At 71.3% G+C, this 22,656-nt stretch carries 23 protein-coding genes and 2 pseudogenes; 14 read left to right on the forward strand and 11 right to left on the reverse strand.

Going from position 1 to position 22,656, the window contains the following annotated elements; genetic code table 11:
• The first annotated feature begins 37 nt into the window (after positions 1 to 37).
• Complete coding sequence (locus OHU89_RS25850) at positions 38 to 1,366, forward strand: PLP-dependent aminotransferase family protein (RefSeq protein WP_405646180.1); 1,329 nt, start codon at positions 38 to 40, stop codon at positions 1,364 to 1,366.
• Here the strand turns inward: OHU89_RS25850 and OHU89_RS25855 are convergent.
• On the reverse strand, positions 1,281 to 1,811 hold the full coding sequence (locus OHU89_RS25855; protein ID WP_405646182.1) for a hypothetical protein: 531 nt from the start codon (positions 1,809 to 1,811) through the stop codon (positions 1,281 to 1,283). The genes OHU89_RS25850 and OHU89_RS25855 overlap by 86 nt on opposite strands.
• 143 nt (positions 1,812 to 1,954) lie before the next feature.
• On the opposite strand from OHU89_RS25855, the gene OHU89_RS25860 reads away from it, so the two are divergent.
• Positions 1,955 to 2,497: an SH3 domain-containing protein gene (locus OHU89_RS25860; protein ID WP_405646184.1), complete on the forward strand. Its 543-nt coding sequence runs from the start codon at positions 1,955 to 1,957 to the stop codon at positions 2,495 to 2,497.
• A 61-nt stretch (positions 2,498 to 2,558) separates the two neighbouring features.
• Here the strand turns inward: OHU89_RS25860 and OHU89_RS25865 are convergent, their stop codons facing one another.
• Complete coding sequence (locus OHU89_RS25865) at positions 2,559 to 3,032, reverse strand: hypothetical protein (protein WP_405646186.1); 474 nt, start codon at positions 3,030 to 3,032, stop codon at positions 2,559 to 2,561.
• A gap of 126 nt (positions 3,033 to 3,158) precedes the next feature.
• Between OHU89_RS25865 and OHU89_RS25870 the strand changes: the two genes are divergently transcribed.
• Both OHU89_RS25870 and OHU89_RS25875 read left to right on the forward strand, forming a co-directional pair.
• Positions 3,159 to 4,388 (forward strand): PP2C family protein-serine/threonine phosphatase, encoded by a 1,230-nt coding sequence (locus tag OHU89_RS25870; protein ID WP_405646188.1) that lies wholly within the window; start codon positions 3,159 to 3,161, stop codon positions 4,386 to 4,388.
• Positions 4,389 to 4,457: 69 nt separating this feature from the next.
• Positions 4,458 to 5,516 carry a hypothetical protein gene (locus OHU89_RS25875; protein ID WP_405646190.1) on the forward strand — a complete coding sequence of 353 codons (1,059 nt, stop codon included), beginning with the start codon at positions 4,458 to 4,460 and terminating at the stop codon, positions 5,514 to 5,516.
• Here the strand turns inward: OHU89_RS25875 and OHU89_RS25880 are convergent.
• A complete protein-coding gene (locus OHU89_RS25880; RefSeq protein ID WP_405646192.1) occupies positions 5,506 to 7,467 on the reverse strand; it encodes a YncE family protein in 1,962 nt (653 codons plus the stop codon). The genes OHU89_RS25875 and OHU89_RS25880 overlap by 11 nt on opposite strands.
• Before the next feature lie 186 nt (positions 7,468 to 7,653).
• On the opposite strand from OHU89_RS25880, the gene OHU89_RS25885 reads away from it, so the two are divergent.
• From OHU89_RS25885 to OHU89_RS25895, 3 genes are read left to right on the forward strand one after another with little or no spacing between them, the layout of a single operon-like run.
• On the forward strand, positions 7,654 to 8,019 hold the full coding sequence (locus tag OHU89_RS25885) for an effector-associated constant component EACC1 (RefSeq protein ID WP_267015386.1): 366 nt from the start codon (positions 7,654 to 7,656) through the stop codon (positions 8,017 to 8,019).
• A gap of 4 nt (positions 8,020 to 8,023) precedes the next feature.
• Positions 8,024 to 10,585, forward strand: coding sequence for a caspase family protein (locus OHU89_RS25890; RefSeq protein WP_405646194.1), 2,562 nt, complete (start codon positions 8,024 to 8,026; stop codon positions 10,583 to 10,585).
• Positions 10,585 to 11,949: an extracellular solute-binding protein gene (locus tag OHU89_RS25895; protein WP_405646196.1), complete on the forward strand. Its 1,365-nt coding sequence runs from the start codon at positions 10,585 to 10,587 to the stop codon at positions 11,947 to 11,949. Before OHU89_RS25890 ends, OHU89_RS25895 begins: the two co-directional genes overlap by 1 nt.
• Before the next feature lie 6 nt (positions 11,950 to 11,955).
• On the opposite strand, the gene OHU89_RS25900 is transcribed toward OHU89_RS25895, so the two are convergent.
• The gene (locus OHU89_RS25900) at positions 11,956 to 13,197 is read right to left on the reverse strand and encodes an amidohydrolase (RefSeq protein ID WP_405646198.1); all 1,242 of its coding nucleotides are present in this window, start codon (positions 13,195 to 13,197) and stop codon (positions 11,956 to 11,958) included.
• A 97-nt stretch (positions 13,198 to 13,294) separates the two neighbouring features.
• On the opposite strand from OHU89_RS25900, the gene OHU89_RS25905 reads away from it, so the two are divergent.
• A complete protein-coding gene (locus tag OHU89_RS25905) occupies positions 13,295 to 13,870 on the forward strand; it encodes a tellurite resistance TerB family protein (protein WP_266889858.1) in 576 nt (191 codons plus the stop codon).
• A 1-nt stretch (position 13,871) separates the two neighbouring features.
• On the opposite strand, the gene OHU89_RS25910 is transcribed toward OHU89_RS25905, so the two are convergent.
• Complete coding sequence (locus tag OHU89_RS25910) at positions 13,872 to 14,045, reverse strand: hypothetical protein (protein ID WP_405646199.1); 174 nt, start codon at positions 14,043 to 14,045, stop codon at positions 13,872 to 13,874.
• A 125-nt stretch (positions 14,046 to 14,170) separates the two neighbouring features.
• Here OHU89_RS25910 and OHU89_RS25915 point away from each other — a divergent pair, with 125 nt between their 5' ends.
• From OHU89_RS25915 to OHU89_RS25940, 6 genes are all read left to right on the forward strand, one after another.
• On the forward strand, positions 14,171 to 15,514 hold the full coding sequence (locus tag OHU89_RS25915) for a helix-turn-helix domain-containing protein (protein ID WP_405646201.1): 1,344 nt from the start codon (positions 14,171 to 14,173) through the stop codon (positions 15,512 to 15,514).
• Between the two features lie 60 nt (positions 15,515 to 15,574).
• A complete protein-coding gene (locus OHU89_RS25920; protein WP_405646203.1) occupies positions 15,575 to 16,576 on the forward strand; it encodes a permease in 1,002 nt (333 codons plus the stop codon).
• On the forward strand, positions 16,573 to 17,292 hold the full coding sequence (locus OHU89_RS25925; protein ID WP_405646205.1) for a TIGR03943 family putative permease subunit: 720 nt from the start codon (positions 16,573 to 16,575) through the stop codon (positions 17,290 to 17,292). Before OHU89_RS25920 ends, OHU89_RS25925 begins: the two co-directional genes overlap by 4 nt.
• 406 nt (positions 17,293 to 17,698) lie before the next feature.
• The gene (locus OHU89_RS25930; RefSeq protein ID WP_405646207.1) at positions 17,699 to 17,932 is read left to right on the forward strand and encodes a hypothetical protein; all 234 of its coding nucleotides are present in this window, start codon (positions 17,699 to 17,701) and stop codon (positions 17,930 to 17,932) included.
• 85 nt (positions 17,933 to 18,017) lie between these two features.
• Complete coding sequence (locus tag OHU89_RS25935; protein ID WP_405646208.1) at positions 18,018 to 18,224, forward strand: ANTAR domain-containing protein; 207 nt, start codon at positions 18,018 to 18,020, stop codon at positions 18,222 to 18,224.
• A 111-nt stretch (positions 18,225 to 18,335) separates the two neighbouring features.
• Positions 18,336 to 19,148, forward strand: a complete 813-nt coding sequence (locus tag OHU89_RS25940) for a GAF and ANTAR domain-containing protein (protein ID WP_405646210.1) — start codon at positions 18,336 to 18,338, stop codon at positions 19,146 to 19,148.
• A gap of 101 nt (positions 19,149 to 19,249) precedes the next feature.
• Here the strand turns inward: OHU89_RS25940 and OHU89_RS25945 are convergent, their stop codons facing one another.
• From OHU89_RS25945 to OHU89_RS25970, 6 genes and pseudogenes are all read right to left on the reverse strand, one after another.
• The gene (locus tag OHU89_RS25945; protein ID WP_405646212.1) at positions 19,250 to 20,020 is read right to left on the reverse strand and encodes a hypothetical protein; all 771 of its coding nucleotides are present in this window, start codon (positions 20,018 to 20,020) and stop codon (positions 19,250 to 19,252) included.
• A gap of 189 nt (positions 20,021 to 20,209) precedes the next feature.
• Positions 20,210 to 20,755, reverse strand: a pseudogene (locus OHU89_RS25950) (protein kinase family protein); the annotation flags it as partial.
• 6 nt (positions 20,756 to 20,761) lie between these two features.
• Positions 20,762 to 21,027: pseudogene (locus tag OHU89_RS25955) on the reverse strand (NUDIX hydrolase); the annotation flags it as partial.
• A gap of 22 nt (positions 21,028 to 21,049) precedes the next feature.
• Positions 21,050 to 21,574: a Pycsar system effector family protein gene (locus OHU89_RS25960; RefSeq protein ID WP_405646214.1), complete on the reverse strand. Its 525-nt coding sequence runs from the start codon at positions 21,572 to 21,574 to the stop codon at positions 21,050 to 21,052.
• Entirely contained in the window at positions 21,571 to 21,861 is a 291-nt protein-coding gene (locus OHU89_RS25965) for a hypothetical protein (RefSeq protein ID WP_405646216.1), read from the reverse strand. Before OHU89_RS25965 ends, OHU89_RS25960 begins: the two co-directional genes overlap by 4 nt.
• A 13-nt stretch (positions 21,862 to 21,874) precedes the next feature.
• Positions 21,875 to 22,645 (reverse strand): class I SAM-dependent methyltransferase, encoded by a 771-nt coding sequence (locus OHU89_RS25970; protein ID WP_405646217.1) that lies wholly within the window; start codon positions 22,643 to 22,645, stop codon positions 21,875 to 21,877.
• Between the last annotated feature and the right edge of the window lie 11 nt (positions 22,646 to 22,656).

Below are 22,656 nucleotides of genomic sequence, written 5' to 3' on the forward strand. Positions count from 1 at the left end.
GCAGTGACGTAAGAGCAGTGGCGCAAGAGGGGGACCCGTGGACGACTACCGGCGCATCGCCGACCGACTCGCCGACGACATCGCCGCCGGACGACTCAAACCCGGTGAACGACTGCCGCCGCAACGGCAGTTCGCCCGGCGGCGCGGGATCGCCGGGTCGACGGCGGGGCGGGTGTACGGCGAACTCGTCCGGCGGGGGCTGGTGGTGGGGGAGGTCGGGCGCGGCACCTTCGTGCGGGCCGCCCCGGCCGGACCCGCAGGGCGGGCGCTGACCGAGCAGGCGACCCGGGCGCCCGTGAACATGGAGCTCAACTACCCTTCCGCGCCGGGCCAGTCGGAGCTCCTCGCCCCCGTCCTCGAGCCCCTGCTGCGCCCCGACGTCCTCGCCGAGGCGCTCCTCCCGGCCGCCGCCACCGGCACCGCGGCGGCACGCGAGGCGGCGGCCGCACTCCTCGCGACCCCCGGCTGGCACCCCGACCCGGCCCAGGTGCTGTTCACCGGCAACGCCCGCCAGTCCATCGCCGCCACCCTCGCCTCCCTGGTCCGGCCGGGCGGCCGGGTGGGAGTGGAGTCGCTGACGTATCCGCTGGTCAAGGAGATCGCCGCGCGGCTGGGCATCACCCTGGTGCCGCTGGCCGTGGACGAGGACGGACCGCTGCCGCAGGCCATCGCCGCCGCCCATCGCACGGCCCCGCTGTCCGCGCTCTACCTCCAGCCGACGCTGCACAACCCCACGTCCCTGACGATGAGCTGGGACCGGCGCCGCGAGATCGCGCTCACCGTGGCCGACCTGAACCTCCCCGTCGTCGAGGACCGCATCTGGTCCTTCCTCCACCCGCACGCCCCCGACCCCCTCGCTGCCCACGCGCCCGGTCTCACCCACGTCGTCGACAGCCTGTCCAAGCGGGTCGCGCCGGGGCTCACCGTCGGCTTCGTCGTCGTACCGCGGGACCGCCGCCACGCCGTGGCCGCCGCGATCCGCTCCGGCGGGTGGAGCGCGGGACGGTTCGCGCTGGAGGCGGCCGTACGGCTCGTCGGGGCCGGGGTCGTCCAACTGCTGGTGGAGGCCAAGCGGGCGGACGCGGCCGAGCGGCAGCGGCTCGTCGCCCAGGAGCTCGACGGGTTCGTCGTACGGGCTCATCCGCAGGTCTACTACGCCTGGTGGGAGCTGCCCGCGCCGTGGCGTGCCGACACCTTCACGGCCGCCGCGGCGGCGCTCGGGATCGCCGTGACACCGGGGCCCGCCTTCGCCGTCGACCCGAACCGGACGCCGGACGCGGTCAGGCTCGGGCTCGCGTCGGCCGCACCGCGGGATCTGGAACGGGCGCTGCGGACGCTCGCCGGCGTCGTGCGCAAACGGCCGTGAGCCAGGTGGCGCAGGCCGCGGTGAGGCCGAGGGCGACCAGCAGCCAGGAGACCGTGCGCAGGGTGGCGGTGAGGGCGTCGTAGATGGCGCCGGCGGCCGGGCGGCGGGCCCTGTGCAGGTCGGAGAGGGTCAGATGGCGGCCGAGCGCCACCGAGAGGCCCAGGAACGCGCCGCCCAGCGCAGTGCCCAGCGAGGTCGCCGTGACCGCGCGGCGGCGGCACGCGGCGACCGTGATACCGGCGGCGGCGAGGACCAGCGCGGTGACGGGTAGCCAGAATCCGGCGACCTCGAACGGCACGTAGGGGTCGGTGAGTTGATGCCTGAGCCGGGGGAGCTCGGCATTCCTTCCGTAGGTCGCCCAGGCCGCGAGCACCCCGAACGGCACGAGCAGACAGGCCAGGGCGATCAGGGCGGCCGACACGGCGTTGCGGAGGGGTGGGCGCACGGTTCCAGGCAAGGGGGCCGGGGGCGTGTGCGCGACCGGGGTGACTGCATATGGCCGCATGACGGCACCCCCCGGCCGGGCTCTCCGGTGGAGGGTTCACCCGAACGGGTGTTTCCTGGATCTGAGGAGAAGGAGGCCGATCTATGCGCACCACTCCGGCCCTGCGGACCCTGGCCGCGGCCCTGCTCACCGGCGGCACCCTGGCCGTCGCGGCAGCGGGCACCCCGGCAGCAGCCGCCCCGCCGACTTACGCCGACGGGCATGGCGGCGGCGGTTCCGGCGGTCCGATCTGGGGCACCATCGTCTCCGGCGTCGACCTCAATGTGAGAGCCGCGCCCACCACTCACTCGCCCGTCGTCACACAGCTCTCGCCGTGGAGCCAGGACCGCGTGGACTGCAAGGTCCAGGGGCAGCGAGTCAACGGCAATCCGTACTGGTACTGGCTCGAAGGCGCCCAGGGCTGGGCCAGCGCCGTCTTCGTCGACACCGGCGGTCGCCCGGTGCCGAGCTGCGCCGATCCGTGTCCCGAGTGGAAGGACGGGGCCTGGAGCAACTGGGACGACCCGTACTGGAACGACTCATGGAGCGCGTCGGGGTCCGGAACCTGGAGTTTCTCCGGCTCGTGGAGCTGGAGCGCCACCGGGTCCTCGGCGGACGCCTGGGACTTGTTCCCGGGCGGTGGGTGAGAGAGGGAGACGAAGGGGCCCGGCAGCGGCTGCCGGGCCCCTTTGCCCATGTCACCCGGGGTCAGCGCAGACGGTTTCCGGCCGCGTCCTCGCGTGTGTAGTAGCGGTAGAAGAACACGCCGAAGACGCTCGCCGTGACCACCAGTCCCAGGACCGCGGACCGCAGCACGCTCTCGCCGGTCTGGCTGTACAGGAAACCGACCGCGGCGCCCGCGAAGCCGGACTTCACCAGAGAGTGCAGTTCGCGCTTGAGGAGCGGCGCGAACGTCGCCACCGCGATGCACAGCACGATGAACGCGAGCGCGGTCACGAAGCCGAACAGGATGTTCCAGCCGGTGATCTCGCCGCCGCCGCGGCGGTTGGCCGCGGCCCAGTAGCCATAGACCAGGCCGAGGACGACGGGGATCCCGTACCGCGCCGCCCTGTGGACCCGCTCGCTGAAGACATCGGGCGTTCCGCGGGTCTCCGCCGGCCTTCGGCCGGGGGGACCTCCATATCGCTTCGCTCCGCCGGACGCGGGTGCCGCATGAGCCATGAGAGGACTCCTCTCTCTCGCCCCCGGATTCCAGAGCACACCTGGGAGGAGCCCCTGGCAAGTCGGCGGAACGCGGTATTCGGCACCGGATGGCGGCCCCGGGCACCCCATGCTTCGCTGAACGGCATGAAGCGCGACGTCCGCAGCCGCGGTGAGCTGCTGCGGATCCGCGGCCGCAGCGTCGCCTGGGTGCCGCCGCTGCTGATGCTCATCGGCATCACGGTGATCGACTTCAACTCGGCCGGCGAGTTCCGGATGATCAGCTGGGTCGTGCTGGTGCCCGGTATCGCCGCCGCGATCTGCGGGGTGTGGGGCACAGCGGTCTTCGCCGTGCTCGCGCTGCTGAACTATCTCCTCGCGGACACCTCGTACCCGAACCAGTACCAGAGCGGACTGCCCGACTTCATCCTCGTCGGCATCGGCGGCGTCCTCGCCGTGCTGGCCTGTGCGGTCCGGGTGCGCGGTGAGCGGCTGATGCTGCACATGCGGGACGTCGCCGACACCACGCGCCGCACGGTGCTGCGCCCCCTCCCCGTGGACTGGGGCGGCCTGGAGCACGCGGCGGTCTATCTCGCCTCCGACGTCGAGGCCCGGGTCGGCGGCGACTTCTACGACATCCAGCCCGGTCCGCACGGCACCCGGGTCCTCGTCGGCGACGTCCAGGGCAAGGGCCTCGCCGCGGTGGAGGCGGCCGCCGCGCTGCTCGGTACGTTCCGCGAGGCCGGGTACCACGAGGCGGACCTCACGACGGTCGCGGGCCGCCTGGAGGTACGGATGGTGCGGCACCGCCGCCACATCAAGGCACTGGCCGCTGCCGTCGAACCCCCGCCTGCCCCGCGGCGTCCGGGCGGACGACGGGGGTTCGACGGCAGCGGCCCCCGCGGCGACGGCGACGGAAACCGCTTCGCCACGGCGGTACTGCTCGGCTTCCCCGACGACGACACCGGCGCCGTCGACGCCGTCGTCTTCGGCCACGAACCCCCGCTGGTCGTCGGCCCCGACGGCGTACGGCACCTGCCGCCCGGCGAGGCCCTCCCGCTCGGACTCGGTGAATTCGCCACCGGCGGCCCGCCCCCGGTGCTGCGGGTGCCCCTGGCGCCCGGTGAGACCCTGCTGCTGACGACGGACGGTGTGACCGAGGCCCGTGACTCCGGCGGCCTCTTCTACCCGCTCGCCGCCGAGGTCACCGACGCCGTCGCCGCCGATCCGCGCATCGCCGAACCGCACCGTCTGGTCGCCTTCGTCCGCGACGGCACCCTGCGGCACTGCGGGGGACGGCTGGCCGACGACACGACGGTGTTCGCGGTACGGCGACCGGTGGGCAGTCCGTCAGGAAAGGGACGTTTGCAGTCCTGAGGTCCACCTTTGCAGCCGCAGCGGTTACGGTGCTGCCGTACGTGATCGACGGGGGATGGGGAGGGACCGATGCCCGGAACCGTGCTGCTGCTGGCCGCCGCACCGGCGGGCAAGGGGTGTTTGGTCGACGCGGCCTCCGTGCTCCCCGTCCTCGCCGCCGTACCGCCCGCCGTCCTGTCCGGCACGGACACGGCCAACGTGGTCGAGCTCGCGGACCCGTTGGAGCCGCAGGCGGTGCTGACGCGGCTGCGGGCCGCCGCGGCGGCCCCCGGCCCGCTCACCGTGTTCCTCACCGGCCAGCTCCAGTTGGACCGCCGCCAGCACCTGCCCCACCTCGCGCTGGCCCGCACCACCCCCTCGACGGTCCGCTACACCGCCTTCCCCTGGCACTGGTTCCGGGAGGAGCTGCGGCTGCGCCCGGCCGGCGCGACGGCCTTCGTCCTCGATCTGCACGCCGACCCGGAGACCTGGGAGTGGCTGTGGGCCAACCCCCTGGACACGGGCCGCAACAACGCCGTCTACGGCCGGATCGCACCGCCGCCGTCCCGGCGCACGGTGTCGACGCCCGCGTACATGAAGGCCGTGGCGACGATCCTGCGCAGTGGGCACCGGCCCCCGCTGGAGCAGTTGCACCAGCAGGCGCTGACCCGGACCCCGCAGGAGAGCGTGGGGCTTGTCCTGAGCGCGCAGGGGCCCACCGCGGGCGACCCGCACGTGCTGATCTCGGCCGCCGTCGCGGCCCGGCGGCACGGGGACGCCGACTCACTGGCCGCGCACCACGAGCTGACCGCCGTACGCGCGCACGGGCCGGCCTCCGAGGAGGCGCTGCACTGGAGCGAGGTCCGGGCGGATCTGGCGATGTTCGCCGGGGACCCGGCGCGCAGCTGCCGGGCCTGGCTGTCCGTGGCCACCACGCGGCTGGCCGCCGGGCAGGCCCCGGACGCGCCCGCCGTGGAGGCCGCCGCCGACCGGGCCCACCATCAGTGGGGGCGGATCGACGACCCGGCGCGGGCCCGGGAACTCGGGCCCGCGCTGGCCGACCTGAGGGCGCGGGTGCCAGGACGCCGCGAGGGCGCCCTGGACCATGTGCACAGGCAGCTGGGCCGCCTTCAGACGATCAGCTCGTGAAGATGAAGTACTTCCACGCGCCGTGCGTCGTCGAGTTCACGGTGTCGCCCGACGAGGAGTTGATGTACGAGGAGCGGACGCGCATCCGGTAGCCCGTCTCGTGCTCACCGGTGAGCTCCACCTTCGAGATGCCCGCGGAGCCCAGCGCGAAGTACTCCGAGCCGAGGTCGTACCACGTGCCGTCGTAGTAGAACTCGAACTCCATGCGCTGCTTGCGGCCCGGGTACGCCGTCATCGTGGTCGTGAACACCGGGTTCTTGGACTTCTTGAAGTAGTAGTAGGTGTGGCCCCACGTGTACTTCGTCTTGTAGTGCTTGCTGACGGCCGTCGACACCTTCACCTTGGCGCCGACCGTGCTCGACACCGTCTTCGGCGCGTACCGGGCGTCGCCCAGGAACTTCGCCGTGACCTTGGTGTCCCGCTTCAGGTCGAGGGTGACGGACAGGTTGCCGCTGGAGTTGACCGTGCCGGACTTCACCAGCTTGTTGGCCTTGTCCCCGCCGAACGGGTCGGCCCAGATCTCCACCTTGCGGTTCTTGTACGTCGTACCGAGGTGGGCGGTGAACTTGACGTCCTTGCCGTACGAGTAGACCTTGCCGTTGTTGTTCAGCGTCAGGGTCGTCTTGGCGCGGGAGACGTCGACGGTGTCGGAGGCGGACACGGCGGTGTGCTCGGCGTCGCCCGCGTACGTCACCGTGTACTTGACCTTGCTGCCGGCCGGCGGCTTGTCCGTGAAGGAGTACTTGCCGCCCGTGCCGAGGGTCTTGGTGCCCAGCGACTTGCCGTTCGGGGAGTCCAGGTCGGTGCGCGTGACGGTGATCGGCGTACCGGCGGGCAGCGCCAGCGTGGAGGTGAGCTTGCCGGTGACGGTGAGGGTCTTGGCCCGCTCCGCGGTGGCGGGGGCGCTGACCGTCAGGGTGCCGACGTACTTGCGGGGCTCGGTGACCGCGTGGAACTGGGTCGTGTAGTAGGTGTCGGTCATCACGAACAGCCGGGAGCCGTCCGCCGACCAGGCCGTCGAGTGACCGCCCCACGGCATCCAGTCGTGCGACAGGTTGCGCACGCTGGCGGGCTTGGCCGCGTCCGTCGGGAAGACGTAGGTGTCGCCCTTGTCGTCGGTGTCCAGGACGGTGGCCGCGACCGTGCCGTCCGGGGCGACCGAGACCGTCTCGGGCTGGTCGGCGACGGGGTAGGTGCGCACTACCGACAGGTCGGAGAGCCGGTACTCGGTCAGTGCCCGGGTGCCGGGACCGGCCACGACGACGTTCTGCCCGTCCGCGGTCAGGGCCGCGTCCTTGTAGAAGCCGCCCTTGTCCTCGGTCACCCGGATCGTCGGGGTGGCCGTGGAGACGTCGTAGACGACGATCGGGCCGGAACTGATGCCCGAGTCGAGGGCGAGGAGCGTGCCCGGGTTGTCGGGGTCGGCGTAGAGCTTGGGCGGGGACGCGAAGTCGTGGGCGCCCGCCAGATCGAGGGTGACCGTCGGGGTCTCGGCGGTCAGGTCGAGGACGCCGAGCCCGGAGTCCCACTGGTCGCCGTAGCCGAACCACAGCCTGCCGTCGGCGTAGGCGAGCCGGGAGGGGATCGTCTTGTCGCCCGTCGGGTACTCGGCGGTCTGGGTGAGCGTCGCGGTGTCGAACGCGACGATCTTGTCGGCCCCGTAGAGCGCGGCGTACAACGTGCCGGAGTCCGGGCTCAGTTCCAGGTCCAGGACCTGCGGGAGGCCGGTGAGCTTGGTGAGGACCCGGCCGGTGGTGTCGGTGACGACGATCTGGTTCAGATACCGGTCGCTGATGTAGATCCGCTGGTGGACGTCGTCCACGACGGTGTCGTACGGCTCGTCGACCGCGACGGACCTGACGGTGTCGGCGACGGCGGGCGTGGCGGCGAGCGCCGCCGAACTGAGGAGGACCGCCAGTGCGGTGGCGGTCGTAAGGGTGCGTCTGCGCACGCTGATCTCGAACCCCCCGGAACGAAAACGTGAAGGAGTGCCACAGACGGCCGGCCCCTTTGTGTGGGGCCTGTGCTCCGCGTGTGGCGAGTGAGCGAAGAGTAAGTCATGCCACCGACAACGTCGGCACAGGGGTCCCGTACAAACCCTCCCGTGCACACAACTCCGCTGCCATGATGGTGAGTTATGGCTGAGGGGGACGGAGTGGCCGACCAAGGCATACGCATACGGCTGGACGGGACCGCGAGCGAGAACGACATCGACGCCCTGCGCAAGTGGCTGGAGCGGGAGCAGCGGCTCGACGAGCGGGTGCGCGCCGGCGAGCTGCAGATCCTGGAGCGGCCGCGTACCGACGAGTCCGGCGCGCCGATGGGCATCGGCATGGACATCGTCGTGGCGATGGCGGGCGGCGCCGGGGCCGCGGTCTTCAAGGAGCTGCTGGAGTACGTCAAACGATCCGTGGAGGAGTGGCGGGACGTCCGCCGGGGCGTGGAGAACGGGGATCCGCCCACGGGCCGCGTCGACATCGTGGACCTCCACGACGACAGGTAGGCCGGTGACCCGCTTCGACCCGCGAGGACGGGCCAACCGGGCGCTGCTGGTGGGTGTCTCCGAGTACGAGTTCACGGAGCCGCCGCACGGGGTGCCCGGCGACCTGCCGGCCGTCAAGCACGATGTGAACCGGTTGCGGGACGCGCTGCTGCGTGGCCGGGTGTTCGACGAGCACGACGTCGTCGTCTCCCGCTCGCCGTCCCAGGACGAGTTCAACCGGGCCCTGCACACCGCCGCGGGCGAGGCCGAGGGCCTGCTCCTGCTGTACTTCGCCGGGCACGGGGCCATCCCGAGCGCGGGCGACGAGCTGTTCCTGCAGATGCACAACGCGCGCGTGGTCCCGGGGCGGCACGCGGTGTTCCCGGGCGCGGAGATGTTCACCACCGTGCTGACGGTGCTCGCGGGCAGCCCGGCCGAGCGGGTCGTGGTGATCCTCGACTGCTGCTTCGCGGGCAACGCGGCCTGGCTGTGGGAGCGGTTCGAGAGCAAGCGCCGGGTGCTGCTGCTGATGAGCGTGCAGGCCAACCACCGGGTCGACGCGGGCGATCCGGGCACGCCGACGCCGTTCACCGGCGAGCTCGTACAGCTCCTGGACGAGGGCGGCGAGCTGGGGTTCCGGGAGCTGTCGGACGCGTTACGGGCCCGGATGGCCGCCGACGGTTACGAGACCGTGCGGGGCGATCCGTGGGAGCCGCAGAGCAGATCCGAGCCGGACGAGGACGTCCTGCTGTCGGCGCCCGGGGTGAAGCCGCCCCCGCCGCCGCCCCCGCCACCCGTGCCGCCCCGGCGTCCCCTGACCGCCTTCCTCGCACTCCTCGGCACCTGGGCCGACACCGTCGGCGCCCGGCTGCGCCGCTCCCGCCTCCCCGGTCTGCTGCACGCGGTGGGCCCCACCCGCCTCACCGCGCTGCTCGCCGTCGCCGCGATCGGTCTCGGCTCCTACGGCATCGTCGCCCTGACCTCCGACAGCGACCCCTGCGCCCCGCCTTTGGAACTGCGCGTGCTGACCGACCCCGATCTCGCGCCGACGGTCACCGCGGCGGCCGACGCGTATCTGACGTCGGACGCCAACACCACCGGCGACGGCTGCCGGCGCAGCGGGATCACCGTCTACAGCGCGGGGTCCGCCGACACGGTCGCCGCGCTCGGCCAGGACTCGGTGCCCTGGCAGGAGCCACGTGACGAGGAGTCCAACCCGCAGCGGGACGTCGGCCCGCAGCCGGACGTGTGGATCCCGGCCTCCCCCGCCGACGCCGCCCGGGTCGATGTACTCCAGGACACCGACGCCGTGGCCGAACTGGAGGCGGACGAGGAGCCCTTCGCGCACTCGCCGGTCGTGCTCGCGGTACCGGAGCGGATCGCCGCGAAGTCCCTGGGGGACCGGGTCGGCCTGTCCCTGTCCCGGATGATCGACCATCTGCGGGTGCGCGACGAGAAGGCCGCGGTACGCCGTCCCGACCCGGAGTTCGCCGACGCGGCGCTGCTCGCCACGGTCGGCCTGTACGACACCGCGAGCGCCGACGCGGCCGGTGCCGAGCAGAAGGTCGCCCAGCCGGGGCCGCCCGCCCCGACCGCCGCCGACCTGCTGTGCACGCTGCCCGCCGACGAAGACGTGGACAACCGTACGGCGGCCCTCGTACCGGAGTTCCTGCTGCGCAGCGGCGTCGCCTGCGAACGTACGACACGCATCCCGCGCACGGCCCAGTACCCGAACGACGTGCCCGGTGTGCAGCCCACCTTCGTCCGGGTGCGCTGGGAGGGCGCCGACCGCGACGAGGCGGCGCGCGACCGGGCCGCCGGGGACTTCCGGGAGTGGCTGACCGGGGAAGAGGGGCGGGCGGTGTTCGCCGGGGACGGCTTCCGCTCCACGGACGGGGAACTGCAACCGCCGCTCGCCACCGGGGTGCTGGCCGATCCGGAACCGCTCGACGAGTCCGCGGGCGGGGGCGAGATGACGAACGTCCTCGACCGGTACCGCGCCGCGCACGGCCCCGGCCGGGTCCTCTATCTCCTCGACAGCTCCGGTTCGATGGCCGGTCTGTGGGAGGGCCCGAGCGGTGGCCCCGGCCTGCTGAAGCAGTCCCTGGGCGGGCTCGGTGCGCAGGACGAGTACGCGGTGTGGGGCGTCTCGGGAACCTCCGGCGACCGCCCGTACGAGAGCGTGCTCCCCTTCGGCCCGCACACCCGCAAGGAGGCCGAGCGCGCCGTCGACACCCGTGCCCACGTCCGCGACGCCCAGGCCGACCCGCACGCCGCGCTGCTCGCCGCGCTCGACGAGATGGCGGAACGCGGCACCGCCGACGACCGCCCCCAGCTCATCGTCCACATCACCGACGGCGAGGACGACCCCCAACTGACCGCCGGCAACCTCGACGACGTCCTGACCCGCGCCCGCTCGGCGAAGATCCCGGTGGCCACGGTCTCCCTGGACTCCGCCGGCTGCGACCGCACCGAACCGGCGGCGCGTATCGCCACCGCGAGCGGCGGCCGCTGTCTGGACGCCGGCGACGACCTCGGCGCGGCCCTGGCGGACGAGGTGGCCCGCACGGGAACGGGGGAGGACTGATGAGCCGAGGATGCCGACTGCTCATCGCTTCCCTGTTGCTGGCCGTCACCGCCTGCACCGGCAGCTCCGGCACCCCCGCCGCGCCCTCTCCCGACGTGGCCGGGGACATCGTGGTCGCCGGGGGCCGGGATGTGACCGGGCAGAACGGGATTCGGCAGCAGCTCATCGATGAGTGGAACGAGCGGGAGAAGAAGGCGAACTCCGGGTACCGCGCCCGGCTCGTCGAACTGCCCGGCAGCGCCGACGAGCAGCGCAGTCAGCTGCTCGGCGCCCTGCAGTCCGGCAGCGCGGTCTACGACGTCGTCAACCTCGATGTGACATGGGTACCGGAGTTCGCCGCGGCCGGGCTGATCCGCCCGCTGCCCCGCAACGTGCTGAACCGCGATCACATCGAGTCCGTCGCGGACACGGCCCGTTGGGGCGACGAGGTGTACGCGGTGCCGTTCAACAGTGACGTCGGGCTGCTCTACTACCGCCGGGATCTGCTCAAGGCGGCCGGTGTCCAGCGGACCGACCTGAGCGCGGGCCTCGACTGGGGGCAGCTGGAGGACCTGATCGAGGAGATCGACGAGCATCCCGCCGTGGGCGCCTACCAGAAGGGCTGGACCACTCAGCTCGCCCCCTACGAGGGCCGTACGGTCAACGCGGTCGAGGCGTTCGCGTCGGCGACGGAGGGCTTCCACTTCACCGGCGCCGACGGCCACTACGACGCCGACATCGCCCAGTTGACCGCCGGTGTCGCCGAACTGCGCCGCCGTACCGAGTCCCCGTACACCCTCCAGGACGCCGTCCACTCCGACGAGGCCGCCACGTTGAGCGACTTCGCCGACGGCCGCACCGCGTTCCTGCGCCACTGGCCGTACGCCTACCGCACCCTCCACCAGTCCTTCGAGGAGAAGCAGTTGGGTGTCGCCCCACTCCCCGGCCGGGCGGTGCTCGGCGGCCAGAACCTCGCGGTGACCGAGGGCTCGCAACGGGCGGGGAAGGCGACCGAGCTGATCAGGTACCTCACCGGCCCGGAGAGCGAACGCTGCCTGCTGGACGCGGGGTTCGCGGCGACCCGTACCTCGGCCTACACCAAGGACGTCCGCTGCCCTCTCACCCCCACGACCCCCTCCGCCTCCCCCACCGGCGAGCGGGCCGACCGCATGCCCCGTGACGACGAGGGCCGCCCCCGCTACGCCCGCAGCATCCTGCTCCCCGCCCTGCAGGACGCGGTCCAGCGCCCGCGCACCCCGCTCTACGGAGCCTTCACCCAGACCTTCACGGCACAGCTGGGCCCGCTCCTGGGCGACAGCCCGCCGGGCGACGCGGAGTTGGCGGCGGCGCTGGACGCGGCACTGAAGAAGGCATTGCCGGACTAGCCGGCCCTACCGGACCAGATGGCTGAGCGCGCCCGCCACCAGCGTCCGTACCCCGGGCCCCACCACCGACAGATCCGGCGCGAAGTGCGGGCTGTGGTTGCTCGGCAGCGCGTCCAGGCGGGCCAACAGGTCGGCGCCGCCCGGCGCCGCGTCCCAGATCTCGGCCGGGGTGGTCGTCACGAACCAGTAGGCGTACGGCTGTCCGTCCGCCGCCAGCCGGGAGAAGTCCTCGCTGCCCATCGCCGGGCCGGGATCGAGCACCGTGCCCTCGCCGAACACCTCGCGGTGCACGTCGGCGACCCGGCGGTCGGTGTCCGCGTCGTTCACGGTCAACGGGTAGGACCCGCCCAGTGTCACCTCCGGCTCGCGCGGGCACCCCGCGGCCAGGCACTCGCCCTCGGCGATCCGGCGGATCGCGGCGATCATCCGGTCGCGTACCGCCTCCGACTGGGTGCGCAGGTTGAGGGAGATCCGGGCGGTGGACGGGATGATGTTGGCCGCCGTGCCCGCCTCGATCCGCCCGACCGTCAGCACCGCGGACTCGCGAGGCGCCACCTCCCGGCTCACCACGGTCTGCAGCCGGGTGACGATGTACGCCGCCGTCACCACCGGATCCACGGTCGTCTCCGGCCGCGACCCGTGCCCGCCCCGCCCGTGCACCACGATCTCGACGTCGGTGGTGGCCGACATGATCAGCCCGGGAACGTGCGGATACAGGCCCACGGGCCCCGGCACCGCATGCTGCCCGAGCAGCACGTCGGGGCGCGGCACGCGCGCGTACAGCCCGTCCGCCACCATCGCCGCCGCCCCGCCGCCGCTCTCCTCGGCGGGTTGCCCGACCACCACCAGCGTCCCGGACCAGGTGTCCCGCCCCGCCGCCAGCGCCTGGGCCGCGCCGGTCAGCCAGGTCATGTGCAGGTCGTGCCCGCAGGCGTGCATCACACCGGGGGTCTCGGAGGCGTAGGGCAGTCCGGTCTCCTCCTGGACCGGCAGCGCGTCCATGTCGGCGCGCAGCAGGACCACGGGTCCGTCCCCGTTGCGCAGCACCCCGGCGACTCCGGTGCCGCCGATGCCCTCGGCGGTGTCGTACCCCGCCTTCCTCAGCCGTTCGGCGAACCGCGCGGCCGTGCGGTGCTCCTGGCCGGAGAGCTCGGGGTGGCGGTGCAGGTCCCGGTAGAGGTCCTCCAGGTCCGGGACCGGTAGGTCGGCGGTGAGGGCCAGCGCGGTACGGGCGGCGGTGGAGGTCATGGAGGGCAATCTATGCCGGGGGTCCGCCGTGGAACCTTTTCCGGGGCGGGTCCGTTTCCGGGGTGAGATCGATCAGACGAGTACCGAGGTGACGGCAATGGCACTGTTCGACCGGCTCAAGGACCAGGCCAAGAGCTTGCAGCAGCAGGCACAGGGCGGGCGCGGCACGACCGGGGGACACGGCTCGCAGACCGGTTCGCGCTCAGGATCGCACGGTGGATCGGGCGGTGGATCCCGCGCCCAGCTGGTCGGCCTGCTGAAGAACCAGCTCGGCTCGATCAAGACCGAGCTGAAGAGCGGTGCGTACCGGGACGCGAGCATGGCGATGTGCGCGCTGGTCGCGGCGGCCGACGGTCAGGTGGACGCGTCCGAGATGCAGCAGATGGAGCAGATGATCCTCAGCAACGAGGTGCTGCAGAACTTCCCGCCGGAGCAGCTGCGCACTCGCTTCCACAAGCACGTGGACCAGCTCACCCGTAACTTCCCGCAGGGGAAGGCCGAGGCGATGCAGGACATCGCCAAGGCCGCCAAGAAGCCGACCGAGGCGCGGGCCGTGATCCAGACCGGCATCGTCATCGCCGGTGCCGACGGGCACTTCTCCCAGGCGGAGCAGATGGTCCTCCAGGAGGCCTGCGCGGCACTGGGGCTGAACCCCGCGGAGTTCCAGCTCTGACCTAGCCCCGCCGGGCGTGCCCGGCCTGCTCCACCTGCTCCACATGGTCGGCCCGATGGCCCTCCGTGGCCTTCGCCGGACCCGCGTTGGCCGCCAGGACCAGGGCCGCCACCGCGACCACGGCGGCGATGGCGCTCCTCACGAAACGCTCGGTGGTGCTGGTGCGTTCGAGCACGACGACCTCGCAGTGACGACAGATGCACAGCAACAACAGCAGCAACGCATTAAGCAGGCTTAATACGCCGTTTAACCTAGAGCCCGGCGTTGCCCAACGGCAAGAGGCGCAGGGGGAGTTGGCTCATGGTGGAACGTGACGATCCGGAGACCATCGGGCGAAGACTCCAGCAGCTGCGCGTCGAACGGGGCCTCACCCAGCGGCAGGTCGCCGAGCCCGCCTACACCGCCGCCTATGTCTCCACCCTGGAGGCGGGCCGTGTCCGGCCCTCCGATCAGGCACTGCGGCATCTCGCCGAGCGGCTCGGTGTCGAGTTCGACGAGCTCGCCACCGGGCGGCCCGCCCATCTCGTCACCGATCTGCGGCTGCGGATCGTCGAGGCCCAGCGCACCCTCGCCACCGGCGAGGCCGAGGAGGCCGGCCGGCAGTACACCGCACTGCTGGCGGAGGCGGACGCCCTGCGGATCGTCGAGGTGCGGGCCGCCGCCCTCCTCGGACTCGGGGAGTGCGCCGTCGAGACCGGTGAACTCGTCGAAGGACGGCAGTACTTCGAACGGGCCGAGCAGACGCTGGCCGGCGCTCCCCTGCCCGCCCGCGTCCCCGCCCTCCGCGGCCGCGCCCTGGCCCACTACCTCGCCGGTGAACTCCGTTACGCCGTCTACCTCCTGGAGTCCACCCTCGACGAACTCAACCGCGGCGGCATGCACGATCCCGACGCGCTGCTCCTCCTCTACGCCAGCATCATCGGGCCCTACATGGACATGGGCGCCCACGCCCGCGCCGCCCAGGCCGCCGAGTTCGCCCTCGCCCTCGCCCCGCAGGCCGGCGACCCCGCCCTGGTGGCCCGCATGCACCGGTCCGTCGCCCGTACCCTGATCGCCGAGGGCCGGGTCGCCGAGGCCGACGCCTCGCTCGCGAAGGCGGCCGAGCTGTACCGGCAGCTCCAGCTCCGCACCGAGCTGGCCAACTGCCACTGGATGCGCGGGTACGTGTACGCCCAGAACAACGAACTGGAGCGCGCCGAGGACGAGTTGAGACAGGCCCTCACCATGCTCTCCGCCTCCCGCGCCGCCCTCTACAGCAGCCAGGCCGCCGTCGAGCTGGCCGACGTACTGCACCGGCGCGGCAAGTCCGGCGAGGCCGCCGCCCTGCTCCAGGACGTGCTCGGGGACCTGTCCTCGGAGCGCGGCGCCGTCCACTCCGCCGCCGCGCACCGGCTGCTCGGCATCATCGCCGAGGACGCCCGTGACCCGGAGGCCGCCGAGGAGCACTACGTGCGGGCGCTGAGCCTGCTGGAACGGGCGGGGGCCGCTGGTGACCTGGCAGACCTGTGCCGGCTGCTGGGGGACCTGCTGCGCAGGGAGGGGCGGGTGGAGGCGGCCCTGGACGCCTACCGGACGGGCCTGGGACACCGTACGGCCCCCGGCACCACCACCCTCGGGCCCGCACCCGCACAGCCTCCTCTATGACCGTCCCGATCCTGCGCACAGGCTTCACCGGTTAGCCTGCGCGAGGACGAGAGGGCAGGTGTGGAGAATCAGCGGAGTGTGGTCGACGGGCTGCGGTTCGTCGTGCGCGCGCTCGTGTACGCCGTACTCGGCGGGACCGCGCTGCTCGCCATCGCGACCGTCGTCTCCGTGCTCGGGCCCACCCTCGCCCTCGATCTCTACACCCCGCCGGTCGCCGCCTGGTGGACCGTCTTCACGGCGATCACCGTCCAGGGGGTGCCGTTCCTGCTGCTGGGGACCGTCGTCTCGGCGGCCATCGGCGCGTTCGTGCCGGGGCGGGTCTTCACCCGGCTGCTGCCCCGCAGCCAGGCTCTCGCCGTGCCGATCGCCGGGGCCGCCGGGGTCGTACTGCCCGGTTGTGAGTGCGCCTCCGTGCCCGTGGCCGGGAGCCTGATGCGGCGCGGGGTCGCGCCCGCCGCCGCCCTCGCCTTCCTGCTCTCCGCGCCCGCGATCAACCCCGTCGTGCTCGTCGCCACGTCGATCGCCTTCCCCGCCCAGCCGGAGATGGTGCTGGGCCGGCTCGTCGCCTCGCTGGCGACGGCCGTGGTGATGGGGTGGCTGTGGGCGCGGTTCGGGAAGGAGGAGTGGCTGAGGCTGCCCCAGCGGCACGCTCCCGAGGCCCGGGGGATCAAGGCCTTCGGCGCCGGGCTCCAGCACGACTTCCTGCACGCGGGCGGGTTCCTCGTGCTGGGCGCGGCGGCCGCCGCCACCTTCAACATCGTCGTACCCCGCTCCGTGCTGGACGTCTTCACCGGTTCCGCCTGGCTGTCGGTGCTGCTGCTGGCCGTCCTCGCGGTCGTGCTGTGCGTGTGCAGCGAGGCCGACGCGTTCGTCGCGGCCTCGCTGAGCGGGTTCTCGCCCACCGCGCGGCTCGCGTTCATGGTGGTGGGGCCGATGGTCGACCTGAAGCTGATCGCCCTGCAGGCGGGCACGTTCGGGCGGGCCTTCGCGGTGCGGTTCTCCGCCGTGACGTGGGTGGTGGCCGTGGTGAGCAGTGTGCTCGTGGGGTGGTGGCTGCTGTGAGGCGGTACGGGCCGGCCCTGCTGCTGGTGCTCGTCGGGGCGGCGATCCTGCGGATCTCCGCGTTCAGCGCGCTGTATCTGCGGTATGTGCAGGCGGGGCTGAGACCGTATCTGGTCGTCTCGGGCGCGGCGCTCGTGCTGCTGGGGATCGTCCTGGCGGTCGTACGACACTCGGCGGACGACGGCCATGACGACGACGGCGCCCACCACGACCACGCCCACCACGGCCCCCGTGTGGCCTGGCTCCTCACCCTCCCCGCCCTCGCGCTGCTGCTTTTCCCGCCCCCCGCCCTCGGCTCCTACAGCGCCGAGCGCGAGGCGGCCCAGCGGGCGGCGCAGGGCGTCGGGGTCTTTCCGGCGCTGCCCGCCGGGGACCCGGTGGAGCTCGGCGTGGGGGAGTTCTCCTCACGGGCGATCTACGACACCGGGCGGTCGCTGAAGGGCCGTACCGTGCGGATGACCGGGTTCGTGACCCACGGCGACGACGGGACCTGGTACGTCACCCGGCTCCTCGTCTCCTGCTGTGCCGCCGACGCCACCACCAGCAAGGCCGAGATCCGCGGCGCCGACGCGCTGCCCGCCGACACCTGGGTCACCGTCACCGGCACCTGGCATCCCAAGGGGAAGCTCGGCACGGACGGGGCGTGGCCGCCGGTGCTGGACGCGGTGTCGGTGCAGCAGATGAAGCAGCCGGCGGATCCGTACGAGAAGAGGTGAGGGTGAGGGAGCGGCCACCGTCCTGATGGCCGCTCCCTCCGCGAGGACGCACGGCTCCCCTGCGTGGTCCTCGCCGGTGATCCCCGTTCCCGCGCGGAGCGGCGGGAGACGCTCCGCATCGGCGTCGCGGGCACGGGGACGCGGACCGGGCCTCATGGTCCGGACAGCGTCCGCGGGCGGGCGGCACGCGTGGTCGCGGTCACGACGGGCAGGGACATGAGCGGCTCCGGCACGGATGCATCACGTGGGCGGCCGCTTCCTGACTCGCCACCAACCGAAGGTAGTGACTCGCCCGCGGATTGTGAAGACCGCTCCTGGGCCCTCGTACCGCAGGAATCCGCCATGCTCCGCCGCAGCGGGGTACCCGAGGACCGGAGCCCGGTTTCTCCCACGATGGAGGCTCGTCGTGACGGACACACATCCCGTCGGACCGGCGCGCGGTGAGCTGTTGCCGGCCCGGATGCAGACGCTGCTGCTGGAGGCCGACCGGTTGGAGGAGTTCCTGGGGGAACTCGTCACCCTGGCCGCGAGCGCCCTTCCGGTGCCGGCGCACTGCTCGATCACCCTCGGTGTCGAGGGCGGCAGGGCCCCTTACACGGCGGCCGCCAGCGACAAGGCCGTGCGCTGGGCGTCGCCCTGAAGATCTCCGGCCGGCTCCAGTTCAGCCTGGACCTCCAGCACACGATCGCCTCGCGCACCGTCATCGACCAGGCCTCGGCATCCTCATGGCCCAGCGGCGCTGCTCCGCGGAGCGGGCCTTCGAGCTCCTCAGCCGCGCCTCGCAGAACCGCAACGTCAAGTTGCGCGACCTCGCCCGTGACATCGTCGAGAACGTCACCGGGCGGCCGCCTTCCCCGCGTCCGCCGAGGCCTCGGGGGGCACCGCCGGGCGATGGGCGGGCGGACGCGTTTCGTCTGACGGGCGAGGGGTAGTCGGGGTGCGCGTGGAACGGGCGGACCACCGGTCACGGCTACTGCTCCGGGTGAATCCGCGCCCAGCCCATGGACGACGACTGGCCACGCCGAGCGAAGGAGGCGGGGGCCGTGGGCCCCAGGGACGACCGCCACGGAGCATCCGGCGACGACCGCGGTCCGTACGGGGCGTCGGGCAGTGACCCCGGAAGGCTCGCACGGGACGCGGACCGCGAGCGCGACCGGGTGCGTGCCGTCGATGTCATCGCCGAGGGGGTCCGGGGAGCGGGACCCGGCGAGATGCCCCACCGGCTGTGCGTGGTCGCGGTCGAGCTGCTGCCGGTGACCGGCGCGAGCGTGTCGCTGTCCGCCAACGGGATGCCCGTCCAGCTGAGCGCGAGCAATGAGCAGGCGGCTCATGTCGGGGAGATCCAGGCCACCCTGGGCGACGGTCCCTGTCGGCACGCGGTCCGGCTCGGCGCCCCCGTGGTCGCCGCCGACCTCACCGACGGCCGGGACCCCGACCGCTGGCCGGTCTTCGCCCAGCAGGCGACGGCCGCCGGGGTGCAGGCGGTGTACTCGATCCCACTGGGCAACGACTCCGTGTGCGTGGGCACCCTCGATCTCTACCGCGACACCCCCGGCGAGCTCAGCACCCGCGAGCTGCGCACCGCGCAACTGGTGGCCGGCGTGGTGACCGTCGCGCTGATGGCGCTGCCCCATGCGGAGGACAGCGGATCCGAGGGGGAAGAACCGTGGCTGGGCGGTCTGGCCACCGATCATGACCAGGTCTACCAGGCCATCGGCATGATCATGGCGCAGCTCGGGGTCGGCGAGGACGAGGCGCTGGCCCGGCTGCGTGCCCATGCTTTCTCGCACAACCGCACCGCCTTGGAGGTGGCGCACGCCGTGGTGTCGCACAGGAAGAGGTTCGACCGCGACTGAGTACGCCCGTGCCGGACCGGCCGCGGGCGCCGAGCGCTCCGCTGGAAGTGCCGCGATGAGTCGTCGCCCCTTCAGGGCGCGGCCGACCTCGCCCGACCTGCTCAGACCTCCGCGCGGGCCTGTTTGCGTACGTCCGTCAGACGCTTGACGCCCAGTTCCGCGACCGCCCGGGTGATCTCGGCGTACACGTCGCCGAGGCCGCCGTTGGTGAGGACGATCGTGTCGTCGCCGACGCGGACGGCGGCGAGGTCGAGGGTGAGCGTGGTCTCCTCGCCGTCCGCGCTCTCGCCGTTCAGGGTGAGCCGCAGGCCCTGCCGGGCGTCCCCCGTCTTCTCCAGCTGCACCTCGGTGACCGCGGCGTTCTGGACGGCGCCGGTGGCGGTGGCGGCCGTGAACCGCCCGCACTTCTTGGGCAGGGTCTTCAGCCAGGCCAGCGACTTGTCCACGTCCGCGGGGCGGTCGGCGACGACCTGATGGTGCAGCTGGGCGTCGTTCCAGGTGTCGTCCAGGCCCGTCCTCGCCCGTACCTGGGCGTCCGCGCCGAAGAACTTCTCGGTGTAGAGGGTGTCCAGCAGCCGCTGGCAGTCGGGTGCGTTCGCGGTGGCCTTGAGAAGCCCGTCCCGCCAGGTCGCGGCGCCCTCGGTCATGGTCCAGGGCTCGCCGAGGTCGGTGTCGGTGATCAGGGCGGCCTGGGCCTGGGCCGGGGTGAGGGCGGGCGCGGTGGTGGGGGACGGGGGCGCGGTGGTGGGGGCGGCCGTGGTGGGGGACGCGGCGGGCTTCTTGGCGGGGAGCGCCTTGTCCGTGGCGATGGCGGAGCAGGCGGTCGTGGCGAGGAGGGCGGCCAGCGGGAGGGCGAGGAGAGGGCGGCTCATGGTTTTACGGGAGCATCGCGGGGCGAGGCGCACCAGTGCGGCGGGCCGTATGGGGGAGGGTCGCGTTGGTCCAGGGGCCGCGATGTAGGTACTGATTCTCCGGACCAGCTCCGGGCGGGACGGGACTCCTGTCGGGGGCCGGGACGGGGCACACCAGGCTGCGTCCCCCGACCGGGCGTTACTCAGAGACTAGTTCAGGGCTTTGCCCACCTCGTAGATGGCGGGTCGGTCCTCGGGCGCATGGCTGAGCATCGCGTTGATCAGCCGGCGCCGACCGTCCGCCACGGCCTCTCTCTGCACCGAGCGGGGAGCGTCGGCCGGGTACTTCATCGCGCGCCAGCCGGTGGCGGAGATGAGCAGTGAGGCGCCGAGCGCGTGGACGTCGGCTTCCTGGGTCGGCTCGGCTGTTCCGGTGTCGAGCACGCTCCGGGCGATCTCGGGTGCCTCGTAGTGGACGAGGCAGCCGCGGAACGGGAAGTCGTATCCCTCGGGCACGTGGCCGCTCTGAGCAAGGGCGAGGTCGATGAGGTGGGTTCGTTCCGGCCCGATGATGAAGTGGGCGGGTTGCACGTCTCCGTGTGCCCAGCCCTTGGCGTGGAGTTCGGCCAAGGCTTCGACGCGCCCGAGTGCCACGCTGGTGTGTGGCGTGATCGAGGAGTCAGGGCGACGGCACGGTTCCCACAGCTGGTACAGGTCCGGCCCTTCGTGCCACGGCTGGAAGTTCCAGGTTCCGCCCCCGCCCAGTAGGTAGAGCAGACCGATGAGTGAGCCGCTGCTCACGACCTCCCGACGGTCGATCACGACTCGCACCTCTGAGAGAGGGATCCATTCGATGCGGTTGGACTTGTTCTTCTCTGTGGGGTGGTTCGGCGTAGATCGCGCCGTCGATGTGGAAGACGTGGTGCTGCGAGTCGGTGACGCCGTTGGCCGGCTCGGCCCAGATCAGAGGCTTGATGGGGCCGGGGCGCCAGCCCGTCTCTTCACAGGACTACGCGGCCTGCGGCCTCCTCATTTTACGAAGCTCCGCCCTCAGCGGGCGAGTCCTGAGAGGAAGGCCAAAGCGACACCCAAACCGAAGGTGACGAATGACAACTGGACGTGACGGTGTTTGTCCCAAGCGATCTTGCTCATGGTGATGAGCTGTTTACTCAGCACGGGGAGAATATCGGTCTCTTTGAGCGCGTTCGCAAGCTCGTCTGCCTGCCTGTGCTTGAGGTGTCCGAAGTAGATGAAGTTGGAGGCAGCTTCTGCCTCGACCTTGCGGGCCCTCAGTCGCGGGACGACGACCAGCATGGCGAAGAGCCCAGATCCGATAATGAGGACGATCCCACTCCACAGCAGGGAACGAGCACTCCAGCCGTGAAGGTCAGCGAAGACGTGGTCGCCGTTCGAGAGCGCAACAATGCCAGCGGTGGCTGCAGAGTCAAGCGTGAGAGCGAATGACGCTTTAGCATCCGCTTTGGCTGTCCAGTTTCCCAACTCCGCGTGAATACGCCATGCCGTCTCGATCGCTCTTGCTTCAGCTTCGGTTGAAACCTCCTCCGGCTCAGTCACACTGACCACCGGTAAGTGGAACGGTAGATTGTCATCCGTTCGCTGCCGACATCAGTGGTGTGGGCCTCCGGCATATTGGCTCCTTGCTCCGAGAGCTTCATCTCCTCGGCATCTTTGACGGTGCTGGAGTTTTTCGATCGCCCGGTGAAGATGCCCATCACGCGGTCACCGTCGTAGCTGCGGATCTCTCCATGAAATCTCTTATTTCGTGGAGCCACAGTGTCAGCGTAGAGGTATATTGCATCGAGTTTTGCTACTTCGTTGTTGCAGCGCCCTATTTCCCCCATTCTGGGAACGGTGTCAAGAATTGCCCTTCCGGTAGCGCCCCAACAGAAATCGAGGGAACTCCCAAGCGATTGGGTATTCACCCTCAATACCCTCATCCGGATAGGGCTCTACCAACTCTTCCAGGCACAACCCGGCTTGCGAGAAAGTAGTGAGATAGGAACTCAGCGGGCGATGGGTGTGAGTAGTAGTTAGCGTTTCATGCGGTGACAGGGAGGTACGGAATGGAGCCTCAATCCAAATCTCCTGATCGTAGCGGAACCATGGCTCGTTTTCATATTTCCAGTAGCGTGGCCAGAAGCAAGGGTGTGCTACTGCGAAAACGAGTGTGCCACCTGGCTTCATTACTTCCACACACCCCTTTAGGGCATCGGGCATTGAGGCGACGTTCTGGAATAGCATGTTCGCAATGACGAGATCGAACGACGGGCTTTCCATACTGGCGGAATAATCCTCGATAGAGGCGCAATGGAAGGTTACATCTTCGAAAGAATCTCCTTTTGAGCACGCAATATCAATGCTTCGCGGACTGGGATCGATCGCCACGACTTCGCACCGAGGATACCGTTCCGCCAATTCGGCTGCCAATTTCCCGGTGCCACACCCTACGTCGAGAATACGACCTGCCTTTTCCAACGTGGAAGCACTCAACCCGTGCAGCGCAGGGAGAAGGATATGGTGATAGCTGAGATCTCGTCCTTCGCTGATCAGTGCATCTCGGTCAGCGGCCAACTTGTCCCACTCCTCGGCCAGCCTTTCGCTGCCCTGGGACTCAACTTTCCTCACCTTACCGAATC

Source organism: Streptomyces sp. NBC_00019, from assembly GCF_045041015.1.
Taxonomy (GTDB): Bacteria; Actinomycetota; Actinomycetes; order Streptomycetales; family Streptomycetaceae; genus Streptomyces.